The 13,001-nt window shown below is 70.5% G+C and carries 13 protein-coding genes; 7 read left to right on the forward strand and 6 right to left on the reverse strand.

The window, feature by feature from the left end:
* Nucleotides 1–1,065, reverse strand: a 1,065-nt coding sequence (locus H0487_RS18775) for an RNA polymerase sigma factor (RefSeq protein ID WP_183095761.1), incomplete at its 3' end; no start/stop codon positions are given.
* Nucleotides 1,066–1,124: 59 nt separating this feature from the next.
* Nucleotides 1,125–1,502, reverse strand: coding sequence for a YciI family protein (locus H0487_RS18780; RefSeq protein ID WP_183095762.1), 378 nt, complete (start codon nucleotides 1,500–1,502; stop codon nucleotides 1,125–1,127).
* 132 nt (nucleotides 1,503–1,634) lie between these two features.
* On the opposite strand from H0487_RS18780, the gene H0487_RS18785 reads away from it, so the two are divergent.
* On the forward strand, nucleotides 1,635–2,423 hold the full coding sequence (locus H0487_RS18785) for an MBL fold metallo-hydrolase (protein WP_183095763.1): 789 nt from the start codon (nucleotides 1,635–1,637) through the stop codon (nucleotides 2,421–2,423).
* 34 nt (nucleotides 2,424–2,457) lie between these two features.
* Here the strand turns inward: H0487_RS18785 and H0487_RS18790 are convergent, their stop codons facing one another.
* Genes H0487_RS18790 through H0487_RS18800 form a run of 3 tightly spaced genes read right to left on the reverse strand, consistent with a single transcriptional unit; the run spans nucleotide 2,458 to nucleotide 5,185 of the window.
* Nucleotides 2,458–3,252, reverse strand: coding sequence for an SDR family oxidoreductase (locus H0487_RS18790; protein ID WP_183095764.1), 795 nt, complete (start codon nucleotides 3,250–3,252; stop codon nucleotides 2,458–2,460).
* A gap of 42 nt (nucleotides 3,253–3,294) precedes the next feature.
* Complete coding sequence (locus H0487_RS18795) at nucleotides 3,295–3,864, reverse strand: TetR/AcrR family transcriptional regulator (RefSeq protein ID WP_183095765.1); 570 nt, start codon at nucleotides 3,862–3,864, stop codon at nucleotides 3,295–3,297.
* 55 nt (nucleotides 3,865–3,919) lie between these two features.
* A complete protein-coding gene (locus tag H0487_RS18800) occupies nucleotides 3,920–5,185 on the reverse strand; it encodes a cytochrome P450 (protein WP_183095766.1) in 1,266 nt (421 codons plus the stop codon).
* 73 nt (nucleotides 5,186–5,258) lie between these two features.
* Between H0487_RS18800 and H0487_RS18805 the strand changes: the two genes are divergently transcribed.
* The 5 genes from H0487_RS18805 (at nucleotide 5,259) to H0487_RS18825 (ending at nucleotide 10,850) form a co-directional block, all read left to right on the forward strand.
* On the forward strand, nucleotides 5,259–6,224 hold the full coding sequence (locus H0487_RS18805) for a PDR/VanB family oxidoreductase (RefSeq protein ID WP_183095767.1): 966 nt from the start codon (nucleotides 5,259–5,261) through the stop codon (nucleotides 6,222–6,224).
* Nucleotides 6,225–6,231: 7 nt separating this feature from the next.
* Nucleotides 6,232–7,527 carry a wax ester/triacylglycerol synthase domain-containing protein gene (locus tag H0487_RS18810; protein ID WP_183095768.1) on the forward strand — a complete coding sequence of 432 codons (1,296 nt, stop codon included), beginning with the start codon at nucleotides 6,232–6,234 and terminating at the stop codon, nucleotides 7,525–7,527.
* Entirely contained in the window at nucleotides 7,524–8,366 is an 843-nt protein-coding gene (locus H0487_RS18815) for an SDR family oxidoreductase (RefSeq protein ID WP_183095769.1), read from the forward strand. Before H0487_RS18810 ends, H0487_RS18815 begins: the two co-directional genes overlap by 4 nt.
* Entirely contained in the window at nucleotides 8,363–9,727 is a 1,365-nt protein-coding gene (locus tag H0487_RS18820) for an aldehyde dehydrogenase family protein (protein ID WP_183095770.1), read from the forward strand. The genes H0487_RS18815 and H0487_RS18820 overlap by 4 nt, the downstream gene beginning before the upstream one ends.
* Before the next feature lie 67 nt (nucleotides 9,728–9,794).
* Nucleotides 9,795–10,850, forward strand: a complete 1,056-nt coding sequence (locus tag H0487_RS18825) for an LLM class F420-dependent oxidoreductase (protein WP_183095771.1) — start codon at nucleotides 9,795–9,797, stop codon at nucleotides 10,848–10,850.
* A gap of 45 nt (nucleotides 10,851–10,895) precedes the next feature.
* On the opposite strand, the gene H0487_RS18830 is transcribed toward H0487_RS18825, so the two are convergent.
* A complete protein-coding gene (locus H0487_RS18830; RefSeq protein ID WP_183095772.1) occupies nucleotides 10,896–11,411 on the reverse strand; it encodes a VOC family protein in 516 nt (171 codons plus the stop codon).
* A gap of 310 nt (nucleotides 11,412–11,721) precedes the next feature.
* On the opposite strand from H0487_RS18830, the gene H0487_RS18835 reads away from it, so the two are divergent.
* Nucleotides 11,722–12,939: a hypothetical protein gene (locus tag H0487_RS18835; protein WP_183095773.1), complete on the forward strand. Its 1,218-nt coding sequence runs from the start codon at nucleotides 11,722–11,724 to the stop codon at nucleotides 12,937–12,939.
* The last annotated feature ends 62 nt before the right edge of the window (nucleotides 12,940–13,001 follow it).

The following is a 13,001-nucleotide window of genomic DNA, read 5'->3' on the forward strand; positions in this document are numbered from 1 at the left end:
GGCCAGGCCGGCGTCGGGGCCGGCGGCTCGCCCGTGGGCGACCGCGCGGTTCACCTCGACGACCGGACCGGGCGCCGCCTCGGCGAGGACGTCGTAGAGCCGGGCGATGGTGGTCCAGTCGGTCCGGTCCGCGGTGGCCGCGCGCGCGTGCTGCGACGCGATGGCGGCCTGGAGGAAGTAGCGGCCCACCGGGGCACCGCGCGCGGCCAGCGTCTCGGCCCGGGCCAGGGCGGCGAGGCCTCGGCGGATGAGCAGCTCGTCCCACAGCCCGCGGTCCTGGTCGTCGAGCAGGACCGGCCGGCCCTCGGCGTCCAGCCGGGCGGCGCCGCGGGACGCCTGGAGCTCCAGCAGCGCCTGGAGGCCGTGGACCTCCGGCTCGTCGGGCATCAGTCCCGCGAGCATCCGGACCAGCCGGATCGCCTCCTGGGTGAGCTCGGGCCGCATCCAGTCGTCGCCGGTCGTCGCCGTGTAGCCCTCGTTGAAGATCAGGTAGATCACGGCCATCACGTCGTCGAGCCGGGCGACCCGCTCCTCACCGACGGGCAGGTCGAACTCGGCGCGTGCCTCGGCGAGGGTCTTCTTGGCCCGCGAGATCCGCTGACCCATCGCGGACTCGGCTGCCAGGAAGCCGCGGGCGATCTCAGCGGTGGTCAGCCCACCGACCAGCCGCAGCGTGAGGGCGGCCCGCGACTCCGGGGTCAGCTCGGGGTGGCAGGACAAGAAGATCAGCCGGAGGACGTCGTCCTCGATGAAGTCGACCTGCGAGGAGAGGTCGGGCATGCCGTCGTCCTCCCTCAGGCCGTGACCGATCTGCTCGGTCTTGGTGCGCAGGTTCTGGGCGCGCCGGAACGTGTCGACGGCGCGGCGCTTCGCGGTGGTCATCAACCAACCGCCGGGGTTGTCCGGAATGCCGTCGGTCGGCCACTTCTCGAGCGCGCTGACGAGCGCGTCCTGGGCCAGGTCCTCGGCGAGGTCGAGGTCCCGGGTCATCCGGGTGAGCGCACCGACCAGCCGTGCGGACTCGCTGCGCCACGTGGCGACGATCGCCTCGGTCAGCTCGGCCATGCGGCCAGCCTAGGAGGCGAACCTCCTGGCCGGCCGCGTGGCCGCGCCCGTCGTACCGCTCAGGCGTCGGCGGGCTGCGGCGCCTCATCGGAGACCTGGCGCAGCGTGGCGACCATCTCGCACTCGGGCCAGTACGTCGCGTGCAGCTCGGCGAACTCCTGCTGGCCCTTGATCGCCTCCTCGAGGGTGTCGTACTGCAGCAGCGCCCAGCCGCCCACGACCTCCTTCGCCTCGGCGTACGGGCCGTCGACCCGGGTGGTCTCGCCCTTGCGGACGACGAAGTTGACGGCGTCCTCGGTGCCGAACAGCCCGCCACCGTCGAGGAAGTGGCCGGCGCCCGCCTGCTCACCGATGTACTTGTCCATCGCGTCGAACAGCGCCTGCGGCGGCATCCCGCCACCCTCGACCATCCGAACGAATCCCAGGAAACGCGGCATTGCTCTGCTCCTCGTGTCAGGGCCGACCGCTTCTCGGTGGCCTTCTCCCCCGTACGTCGAACGGCATCCTCCCGCTTCGACATCCGTCCCGAAACTATTTTTGCGGTGCGCGCGACGGCTAGCCTCGGTGACATGTCCGACGTCAGGATCACCCACATCGGAGGGCCGACCACCCTCATCGAGATCGACGGCTGGCGGATCCTCACCGACCCGACGTTCGACCCACCGGGGAAGCGCTACTTCTTCGGCTGGGGAACGACGTCGCGCAAGCTCGTCGGCCCCTCGATCGAGGCGTCGGACCTCGGCCGCATCGACGCCGTGCTGGTGAGCCACCACCACCACGGCGACAACCTCGACCCGTCGGCAGAGGCGCTCCTGCCCGGGTGGGGCACGACGGTCACCACGAAGAAGGCAGCCGCTCGACTCGGCGCACACTGTGTGGGGCTCGCCCCGTGGGAGACGACGACACTGACCGCGCCGGGCAAGGTGACGATCACGATCACCGCCACCCCGTGCCGGCACGGACCGGTCGGTAGCGACCCGATCACCGGGCCGGTCATAGGCTTCTCCCTCGCCTGGGTCGGGCAGCAGCACGGCGAGCTCTGGATCACCGGCGACACGGTCCTGTACCCCGCGCTGCGGGAGGTCCCGTCCCGCCTTCGGATCGGCACCCTGGTGCCGCACCTGGGCTCGGTCCGGTTCCGCTACCTCTCCGGCTGGCTCCGCTACACGATGGACGCGCGCGAGGGTGCCGAGCTCATCGACCTGGTGCAGCCCCAGCACGTCGTCCCGGTCCACTACGAGGGCTGGTCGCACTTCCAGCAGGACCGCGACGCCGCCGAGCCGGTCCTCGCGCGGTCGTCGTACGCCGACCGGGTGACCTGGCTCGACCCGGGAGCGAGCACCACGATCCGGGTCTGACCCGCAGGCCCGGCTGCGGACCCGGTCCAGCGGGTCAGTGGGACGCGTAGCGGGCGTTGACCGCGCGCAGCGCCCAGGCCGGCGTGAGGCTGCTGGCGGAGAGCATCGCCCTGGCCTGGCGGCCGACCCCGCGGTGGAGACCGCGGCCCAGGCGTCGGCGGGGCGCGTCGATCGCCTCGAGCACGGCGTCGGCCACGTCGACGGCGGTCAGGCGGACCCCGAGCGAGCGGGTGGTGCCGGTGTCCATGCCCACGACCATGCCGGTGTCGACGAAGAGCGGCCACAGCGCGGTGAGCCGGATGCCCTGGTCTGCCCACTCCAGGTCGAGCGCCTCGGTGAGGCCGCGGACGGCGAACTTGGTCGCCGAGTACGTCGCCAGCTCCGCCTGGCCGTAGATCGCCGACGCGGAGCACAGGTTGACGACCTGCGGGTTCGGCGCGGCCACGAGGTAGGGGTGCGCGGCGTGGCAGCCGTTCAGGACGCCACCGACGTTGATGTCGACCATCAGCCGCTGACGGGCCAGCGGGATCTCCTCGAACCGGCCCGAGGACAGGATGCCCGCGTTGTTGACCAGCACGTCGAGCACACCACCCACCGGCGCCGTGAACTCCGCCAGCCGCTCGCCCCACGCCGTGGCGTCCGTGACGTCGAGCCGTCCCGTGACCAGGCGGCCGTCCGCGACGGCGTCGGCCTGGTCGTCAGCCAGTGTCGCGAGGCCGGCCGTGTCGACGTCGTAGGCGCCCACCCGACAACCGGCGGCGAGGAGCCGCTCCACCGTGGCCCGGCCGATTCCCGCCGCCGCGCCCGTCACCAGCACTGATCTGTCCACGGGGGGACGTTAGCGGGCGCCGCGCACCGCTGACCGCGCCGGTCAGTTCGCCTGCGACACGTCCTCGTCGGCCAGGCGATCCAGCAGGAGCGCCTCGTACTCGTCGAAGAGCAGGTCGAAGTCCTTCTTGGTGACCGGGTTGCGCCACTGCTGGAGGCCGATGAGCAGCGTCATCCCCATGATCGCGAGCTTCTTCGCCTCGCCGCGGGACACCGCCGCCGGCAGCAGGATCTCGGTCAGGGCGTCGAGGCGCCGGTCGTCGACGCGCTTCTGCGCCTCCGCGACCCGCGGGTTCGTGTGGGCCCAGGACCTGATGGCCCCCTCGGCCTCGTGGTGCAGCTGACCGGTCAGCTCCTTGACCAGGTGGATCCGGCCGGCGGCGTCCGGCGACTGGTCGGACAGCCGCACGATCCGGTCGGTCTGGGTCTGCTCCCAGTGGGTGAGGAACTGCTCGACGAAACCGTCGAAGCTGCCGAAGTAGCCGTAGAAGGAGCCGCTGGTGACCTTGAGCTCCTTGCAGATCACCGCGATCTTCAGGCTTCCGGAGCCCCGGGTCCCGAGCAGCCGGAACGCCGCCTCGAAGTAGTCGTCACGCGTCACGAGCAGGCGCATCGCGGACCTCCGTTCCCGTCATCGATCGCAATGTAGCGCGACCTACCTCTCGCCCTCAGAAGGAGCACGGCATCCGCTTGACCGCGTGCATGAAGTGACCGGTCACCATCTCGGGCTCCCCGAGGGACAGGTCCGGGACCCGGGTGAGGACCTCGCGGAACAGCGCGCGCATCTGCAGCCGGGCGACGTGGTTGCCGAGGCAGAAGTGGACACCGCCGCCGCCGAACCCGACGTGCGGGTTGGGGTTGCGGGTGATGTCGAAGGACCACGGGTCGCGGAAGACCGACTCGTCCCGGTTGGCCGAGGAGTAGAACATGACGACCTTGTCGCCGGCGTTGACGTCGACACCGCCGACGACCGCGTCGACCTTCGCCGTACGACGGAAGGTCATCACCGGGGTGCCCCACCGGACGAACTCCTCGATCGCGCCGGGGATGGCCCGGTCGAAGTTCTCGATGAGCAGCTTCTTCTGCTCGGGGTGGTCGAGCAGCGCCTTTATCCCGTGACTCGTCGTGTTGCGGGTCGTGTCGTTGCCGGCGATGGCCAGGAGGCAGAAGTAGGACCTCAGGTCGTCGTCGGTGAGCCGGTGGCCCTCGATCTCCGCGTCGACGAGCGCGGCCATCAGGTCGTCCCCGCCGGGACGCGAACGGCGGTCGTCGATCATCTTCTGCGCGATGTCGTGGAGCGTGGTCATGCCCTCGAACAGGGTCATGAAGGGGTCGCGGTCACCGATGTACTCCGGGTCGTTGTAGCCGACCATCGCGTCCACCGCGTCCACCAGTCGCTGCCGGTCCTCCTCGGGCACGCCGAGCATCCCGGAGATCGTCCACAGCGGGAGCCGCATCGAGACCTGCTCGACGAAGTCACGGGGACCCTCCTCGAGCAGCGTGGTCACGATCGACTCGGCCTGGTGCAGGATCTGCTGCTCGATCTGGCGGATCTGCCGCGGGCTGAACGCGGCGTGGGCGAGACGCCGGGTGATGCCGTGCCGCGGCTCGTCCATGGCGAGGATCGACTGGGTCGCGTCGAGGAACTCCGCGGGGACGTTCTCGAACATCACTCCCCCGAGCTCGGGCGAGGAGGAGAAGACGTCGTGGGCCTTGCTCACGGAGATGACGTCCTCGTGCGCGACCACCGCCCAGTAGCCGGGGTCGTCCGGGTCCGGCATCAGCGATCCGTAGGCAGGCGGCTGCCACGAGACCGGCCGTTCCCGGCGCAGGGTCGCGAACGACGCGTCGCGCTGGCGGGCGGTCTGCGCCCAGAAGGACTCGCTGGACAGCTCGATGTCGTCGTGCACCCGCTGCGTCGGCGTGATCGTCATGACTTTCCCCTTCCGTCTGAATGAAACATAGGTTATGTTATATCTGAAATCCAGCCCAGGCAAGGGGGAACCGATGAACAGCCCAGCACTCGCCCAGCCCACGACCGAGCTCAACCTGACGCTCACGGTCGAGCGCAAGGTCCCGCTCGCCGACGGCGTCATCGAGCTGCAGCTCAAGGCGCGCTCGACCCTCCCGCCGTGGGCCGCCGGGTCGCACGTCGACCTGCTCCTCTCCCCCGACCTCGCGCGCCAGTACTCCCTGTGCGGCGACCCGCAGGACCGCCGCTACCTCAAGGTCGCCGTGCTCCGCGAGAGCGACGGCCGGGGCGGCTCCGCATTCGTGCACGACAGCCTCGAGGAGGGCCAGCAGATCCAGGTCCGCGGCCCCCGCAACCACTTCCCGCTGGTCGACTCCCCGCGCTACCAGTTCATCGCCGGCGGCATCGGGATCACCCCGATCCTCTGCATGATCCGCGAGGCCGAGCGCGCCGGCGCCGACTGGCACCTGCTCTACGGGGGCCGAACCCGCGCCTCGATGGCCTACCTGGACGAGCTGGAGCAGTACGGCGACCGGGTGCAGGTGCACCCGCAGGACACCCACGGCCTCCTCGACCTCGACGCCGTGCTCGGCACCGCCCGCGACGACACGGCCGTCTACTGCTGCGGGCCCGAGCCGCTCCTCGACGCGGTCGAGGGCCGCACGGCGCACTGGCCGACCGGCAGCGTGCACATGGAGCGGTTCGCGCCCAAGGCGATCGGCGAGGACGTCGTCGACACACCCTTCGAGGTCGAGTTCGCCCGGTCCGGCGTCACCGCCGAGGTACCGGCGGGCACCTCCGTCCTCGACGTGGCGACCGACCACGGCCTGTTCGTGCTGCGCTCCTGCAGCGAGGGCGTGTGCGGGACCTGCGAGACGGTGGTGATCGAGGGCGACGCCGAGCACCGCGACTCCGTGCTGACGGACGAGGACCGCAAGGCCGGCTGCTTCATGCCGTGCGTCTCGCGGGCCACCTCCGCCCGCCTGGTCCTGGACCTCTGAGAACGCGATGCCCGACCGCCTCAGTGCCCTCGATGCCGCGTTCCTCCAGGTGGAGGACCGGCAGAACCGGATGCAGCTCGCCGGGATGCTCGTCTTCGACGGCCCTGCGCCGTCGTACGACGACTTCCGCGCGGCCGTCTGCGAGCGGCTGGTCCCGCTCCCCCGGTTCACCCAACGGCTCCGGCAGGCGCCGTTCGGCCTGACCAGGCCGTCCTGGGTGGACGACGACGCGTTCGACCTCGGCTACCACGTCTCGCGCGTCGCGCTGCCCGGGGCCGGCGGCGACGACGAGATCGCGGCGCACATCGACCAGCTGACCTCCGCGCCGCTCGACCTCCAGCGGCCACTATGGGAGGTCGGCCTGGTCGAAGGTGTTGAGGGCGGGTTCGGCGTCTCGCTCAAGGTCCACCACTGCATGGTCGACGGGCTCTCGATCATCGACATCTTCACCGCGCTCCTCGCGCCCGACTCGGCACTCCCGGACGCCCCTCCCGCGCCAAGGACGGCACCGGCTCCGCGGCCCGCTCCGCCGACCTCCCCCGTGAAGCGGCTCCAGGGCGTCGCCGGACTGCTCGGCCAGGCACCGGCGAGCATCCTCAACGGCGGGGACTCCGGCCCGACCCGGCGCACGGCGTACGTGACCGTGCCGCTCGACCACGTGCACGCCGTCCGCCGGGCCCACGGCACGACGGTCAACAACGTCGTGCTGGCCGTCGTCGCCGGCGGCCTGCGCCGCTACCTCGAGCGCCACGACGCCCTCGTCGACAAGCTGCACGCCTTCGTCCCGGTGAACCAGCGCGCCGCCAGCGCCCGCGGCGGGCTCGGCAACCAGATCGGGATGACCTACCCGGCGCTGCCCGTCGGCGAGCCCGACCCGAACGACCGGCTCGCGGCGGTCGTCGCCGAGGTGACCCGCTGTCAGGAGACCCGCCAGGCGGCAGGGACGGGAGCACTGATGACGACGCTCGGGCTCGCCCCCGCGCCGCTCGCCGCGACGCTCAACCGGCTGGTCCAGCTCAAGGGCGGGATGTTCAACCTCACGGTCACCAACGTGCCCGGCCCGCCGGTCGAGGTCCACCTGCTCGGCCGCCCGCTGCGGCTGATCCTCGGGTCGACGCCGCTGACGGCCCAGCACGCGCTCACCGTCGCCGTCCTCAGCTATGCCGGGTCGCTGACCTTCATGGTCACCACCGACCCGCGGCGACTGCCCGACGGCGACCAGATCGCCGACGACCTGCGTGCCGAGCTCGAGACGCTCCGCGACCACCTCACCCTCACCTCCACGGAAGGAAGCGCTCGATGAGCAAGAAGAACCTGGACGGCGTCCGCATCGTCGTCACCGGCGCCGCCCGCGGCATCGGGCTCGCCACCGCGAAGGAGCTGCACGCCCGTGGCGCGACGGTCGTCCTCGGCGACCTCGACGCCGGCCAGGCGAAGGCAGCCGCAGCGACCGTCGGGCCGCGCGCCAGCGGCCATGCCGTCGACGTCGCCGACCACGACTCGTTCGCCCGGTTCCTGGCCGCGGCGCGCGCCGACGGTGATCTCGACGGGCTGGTCAACAACGCCGGCATCATGCCGATCGGCCGGTTCGTCGAGCAGGACCCCGCTGCCTACCGCAAGGCCGTCGAGGTCAACCTGCTCGGCTGCCTGCACGGCATGCACCTGGTCCTTCCGGGCATGCTCGCCCGCGGCCGCGGGCACGTCGTCAACGTCGCCTCCACCGCCGGCAAGGCCCCGATCCCCGGCGGGATGGCCTACTGCGCCACCAAGGCCGCGGTCGTCGCCCTCACCGAGACCGCCCGCGTGGAGCACGCCGGGACCGGCGTCGAGTTCACCTGCGTGATGCCCAACTTCACCAACACCGAGCTGATCGCCGGGACGTCCGCGACCAAGCTCATCCCCGTCGTCGAGCCGGAGGACGTCGCTCGCGCGATCGCCGACACGTTCGTGCACCCGCGCAAGGACGTCTTCGTCCCGCGGATCGTCGGGCCGATCCTGCGGACCCAGCCGCTCCTCGGCCGCGGGATCCGCGACCTCGTGAACCGCCGTCTGGGGGCCTACGACGCGTTCCTGTCCGTCGACCCCGCCGCACGGGCGTCGTACGACGACCGGATCACGGCGCCGAAGGAGGCCTCCCGATGAGCGCGGTCGAGGTGGAGCGGCTCCGCACGACCTTCGCCGGCGGCCGCACCCGCCCGCTGGAGTGGCGCCTGGACCAGCTCCGCCGGGTCGAGGAGATGCTCACCTCGGGCGAGCAGCGGATCGCGGCCGCCCTCGCCGAGGACCTGGGCCGCCCGGCCACCGACAGCTTCCTCGGCGACATCGCGCCGACCCTCGCCGAGGCCCGCTACGCGCGCAAGCACCTGCGCTCCTGGGACCGGCCGCAGCGGGTGCGGGTGCCGCTCTCGCAGCTCCCCGGCCAAGCCTGGTACGACTACGAGCCGCTCGGCGTGGTGCTGGTCATCGGGCCGTGGAACTATCCCGTCTACCTGACGATCGGCCCGCTGGTCGCGGCCATCGCGGCCGGCAACTGCGCGGTCCTCAAGCCCAGCGAGCACGCGCCGGCGACGGCGGCGGTGATCGCCGACCTGGTCGCCGAGCACCTCGACCGCGACGCGTTCGCCGTCGTCCAGGGCGGGCCCGAGGTGACGCAGGACGTCCTCGTCCAGGGCATGGACCACGCGTTCTTCACCGGTGGTCCCGAGATCGGCAAGGCGATCATGCGGGCCGCGGCCGAGCACCTCACCCCGGTCACCCTCGAGCTCGGTGGGAAGTGCCCGGCGTACGTCGCGGCCGACGCCGACCTCGACGTCACCGCGCGCCGGATCGCCTGGACCAAGCTCCTCAACTCCGGCCAGACCTGCATCGCGCCCGACTACCTGATGGTCGACGTCCGGGTGCGCGACGCGTTCCTGCCCAAGCTGACGAAGGCCTTCACGGACCTGAGTCCGGGCGGCGACGGGGGGAGGTCGCTCCCCATCGTGTCGACCCGGCACGCCGAGCGGCTCGCGGGCCTGCTCACCGACCACGGCGGCACGGTCGTCCTCGGCGGAGGGTCGAGCCCGGCGGATCGCGCGGTCGACCTGACCATCGTCTCCGAGCCTCGGCACGACGCGGCGATCATGCAGGAGGAGATCTTCGGACCGCTCCTCCCCGTGGTGACGGTCCACTCCGCAGGCGACGCGATCGACAAGGTGCGCAGCGGCCCGAAGCCGCTGGCGGCCTACGTCTTCACCGAGTCCAGCGAGGTCGAGGACACCTTCCGGCGCGAGGTCGCCGCCGGAGCGATCGTCGCCAACCACGCAGCCATGCACGTGCTCGTCCCGTCGCTGCCCTTCGGCGGCGTCGGCAACAGCGGGATGGGGTCCTACCACGGCAAGTTCGGGTTCGAGACGTTCAGCCACCGCAAGGCCCACCTGCGCCGGCCCAGCAAGCCCGACCTGCGGGTCGTCTACCCGCCGTACAGCAAGGTCACCGAGCGGCTCCTGCGCCTCATCTTCTGAACCAACCCGACCACGGCCCAGCACCGCGAGACACGATGACCCTTCAGCACGAGAGAGAGGCCCACACATGAGGATCGGCATGATCGTCGACTACTCCGGCGGGTTCACCGAGACCGCCGCCGCCATCGGTGACTTCGAGGCCGCCGGCCTCGAGCTGATCGCCGTCGCGGAGGCGTACTCCTTCGACGCCGTGAGCGCGCTCGGCTACCTCGCGGCGCGCACCGAGAAGATGGAGCTGGCCTCTGCCATCCTCCAGGTCTACTCCCGCACGCCCGCCCTGATGGCGATGACCGCAGCCGGGCTCGACCACGTCTCCGGCGGCCGGTTCACCCTCGGCATCGGCGCGTCGGGCCCCCAGGTCGTCGAGGGCTTCCACGGGCTTCCGTACGACGCCCCGATCGGCCGGGTCCGCGAGACGATCGAGATCTGCCGCAAGGTGTGGGCCCGCGAGGTCCTCGTCCACGAGGGCAAGAACTACACGGTCCCGCTGCCGCCCGACCAGGGCACCGGGCTCGGCAAGCCGCTCAAGCTCATCAACCACCCGGTCCGCAGCCGGATCCCGGTCTCGGTCGCCGGCCTCGGGCCGACGACGGTCGCGCTCATCGCCGAGCACGCCGAGTCGTGGCAGCCGTTGTTCTTCCACCCCGGCCGGGCCGCGGACGTTTGGGGCGAGCCGCTCGCCAAGGGCCTGGCCAAGCGCGACCCCGAGCTCGGGCCGCTCGACATCATGCTCCAGGTGCCGTTCTTCCTGGGCGAGCCGGACGAGGCCGCCGTCCAGCGGGTCCGCGACATGCTCGCGCTCTACGTCGGCGGGATGGGCGCGAAGGACAAGAACTTCTACAACCAGCTCGCGTGCCGCTACGGCTTCGAGGAGGAGGCTGCCGAGATCCAGCGGCTCTACCTCGGCGGCCAGAAGGCGGAGGCCGCCGCCGCGGTCCCGCAGGACCTCGTCGACGGGATCTCGTTGATGGGCACGGCCGAGGCGATCTCGGCCAAGATCGACGCGTTCGAGGCGGCCGGCGTCACGACGTTCCTGCTGGTGCCGATGGTCGGCGACACCGCCACCCAGGTCGAGCACGTGCGGGCGCTCGCCGCGATCGAGGCGGTCCGGCGCGCCCGCTGACGCCGAATCCGGACCTACCTGGGTCGAATCCGGACCTACCTGGGATCACAGCACCTGGTCGCCGTACATCTCTCCGAGCGGGTCGGCGATCAGCTCGATGCGCGCCCCGTCGGGGTCGGTGAAGTAGACCGAGACCTCGCTGTGGATCACGTGGTCGACCCCCGCCTCCACGAGGCGGGCGACGATCTCGTCCCACAGAGAGGGCTCGACGGAGATCGCCATGTGGTGGAGACCGCCGAGGACCTCGGCGTAGGGACCGACGTCGAGGCCCGGGAAGTCGAAGAACGCCAGCAGGTTCTGGTTGCCGATGTCGAAGAAGAAGTGCGAGGACCCCGGATAGTCGCGGTTCTCGATGAGCTCGGTCAGCGGGAAGCCCAGCAGGTCCTGGTAGAAGCGGATGGTCTGCTCGACGTCGCTGCTGATGAGCGCCGTGTGGTGCAGCCCGCGCGCGGTCGACGCCGGCCGCTCGCCCCTCGGACGGAGGTACGACGCGCGCAGGCGTTCCCGCTCGGCCGCAAAGGCCGCCAGCTGCTCGGGTCCGTTGACAGGCTCGTCGCTCATGGTGCTGACGCTACCCGCCACTCGTCCGCCAGCACCCGCACACGCGAGTGATCGTCGGCGGGCAACTGACCGTCGCACATGCGTCCGACCGCCCAGATTGACGCACGGGAGCAGGCGCAGCGCAGTTGCACCGCTAGGAGCAACCCACAGGCGCCGCTTTGCGACGGACTCCGACACTGTTCATTTAGCCGAGATGTGTGGCGACCGTCGTGCATTCCGCCTTGTGATGCAGCGGCCGCCGATCGGGCCGCCTCGTAAAATTGGATTGTCCGAAAGCGGGACCGAGTTGAGAGGTAGGTAGGCGCCGATCGTGAACCTGCTCGACCGTATCGACCAACGTCTAAACGACACCCGATACCGCCTGCAGCAATCCGACTTCGAGGATTGCGCTGCCGCGCTCATAGGGAACGACTACCCCGGTCTTGTTCCCGTGACAGGCGGAACCGACCACGGACTTGACGCAGAGCTCGTCAAACCGAACGGCCAGGTCCTCGGCCTCGTCATCACCTCATCCCGCACCTGGGAAGGAGCCAAGAAGAGCCTCCGCGGGAGCCTGAAGTCGGCCCGAGACCACAAGAGGCGCGTCGATCAAGTCGTCGTCGCGAACCTCGCCGAGGTCAACCGACAAAAGCGCATCAAGCTGGGCGCCATCGCCAAGGAGTTCAAGTGCGAACTTATCCAGGTCTACGACCGCTCCTGGTTCGCCAACGCGTTCCGCGACGACCCCGACTGGCGCCGCAAGATTCTACACATCGAAGGCGGCGCGTTCAGCCTCTCCCGTTCACCCCGCGGAGCGCGCCCGGACGAGCACCAACTCCCCACCCTCGGCCGCGACGAACTACTTGACCGAGCCGCGAACTCCGACCAGGACCTCATCCTCTGGGGAGTCCCCGGGGCCGGCAAGAGCCACTTTGCCGGAAGGCTGCCCGGGGCACTGTTCCTCGAACGGAACACCGCACCTGAACGGCTGCTCGACGACCTCCTCGCTACCAAGCCGGAGTTCGTCGTTGTGGACGACGCCGGCGGCCGAACCGACGACATCGAGCACCTCCTGCACGCTCGGCGCGCGGAAAAGCTCAAGTTCCGCGTCGCAGTCACCTGCTGGCCCCACGAGAAGGAAGCCAGCGCAGACCACCTCCCGGATGCACTCGTCCTCGAGGTGGACCTCCTCACCGTCGAGGAAATCGGAACCCTCCTTCGCGAGCGCGGCATCACCCGCACCTCGGTCATTGCTCACCTGCTCCAGCAAGCTCAAGGGCGTCCCGCATGGGCGCTCAACCTCGCAGACCTTCTCGTTCAGCAAGGCGCCTGGCAAGCCGTCTGGACCGGGCAAGCGCTAAGGGACCAGATCCGGGCGTTCCTTCGCCGGTCCAAAGCACCGGCCGAAGCCATCCAACTGCTAGCAGCCATCGCGCTCGTCAACGACGCCAACGAGGACCAAACCCGAACCATCGCGAAGCTATTGGGTCTGCTGCACGAACTGGTGACAGTTGGGGTTAGGCCGCCTGGGTGGCGGTTGGGGCCATGATCAACTCGTATTCGATCGGGGTCAAACGTCCGAGACCAGCTTGCCGTCGACGGCGGTGATAG

Source organism: Nocardioides stalactiti (assembly GCF_014180715.1).
Taxonomy (GTDB): domain Bacteria; phylum Actinomycetota; class Actinomycetes; order Propionibacteriales; family Nocardioidaceae; genus Nocardioides; species Nocardioides stalactiti.

Bases quoted from the DNA above. Each gene is read 5' to 3' on its own strand.
- H0487_RS18805 (WP_183095767.1), top strand. From the start codon at position 5,259: ATGAACAGCCCAGCACTCGCCCAGCCCACGACCGAGCTCAACCTGACG.
- H0487_RS18815 (WP_183095769.1), top strand. From the start codon at position 7,524: ATGAGCAAGAAGAACCTGGACGGCGTCCGCATCGTCGTCACCGGCGCC.
- H0487_RS18820 (WP_183095770.1), top strand. From the start codon at position 8,363: ATGAGCGCGGTCGAGGTGGAGCGGCTCCGCACGACCTTCGCCGGCGGC.
- H0487_RS18795 (WP_183095765.1), bottom strand. From the start codon at position 3,864: ATGCGCCTGCTCGTGACGCGTGACGACTACTTCGAGGCGGCGTTCCGG.
- H0487_RS18780 (WP_183095762.1), bottom strand. From the start codon at position 1,502: ATGCCGCGTTTCCTGGGATTCGTTCGGATGGTCGAGGGTGGCGGGATG.
- H0487_RS18800 (WP_183095766.1), bottom strand. From the start codon at position 5,185: ATGACGATCACGCCGACGCAGCGGGTGCACGACGACATCGAGCTGTCC.
- H0487_RS18785 (WP_183095763.1), top strand. From the start codon at position 1,635: ATGTCCGACGTCAGGATCACCCACATCGGAGGGCCGACCACCCTCATC.
- H0487_RS18830 (WP_183095772.1), bottom strand. From the start codon at position 11,411: ATGAGCGACGAGCCTGTCAACGGACCCGAGCAGCTGGCGGCCTTTGCG.
- H0487_RS18825 (WP_183095771.1), top strand. From the start codon at position 9,795: ATGAGGATCGGCATGATCGTCGACTACTCCGGCGGGTTCACCGAGACC.
- H0487_RS18810 (WP_183095768.1), top strand. From the start codon at position 6,232: ATGCCCGACCGCCTCAGTGCCCTCGATGCCGCGTTCCTCCAGGTGGAG.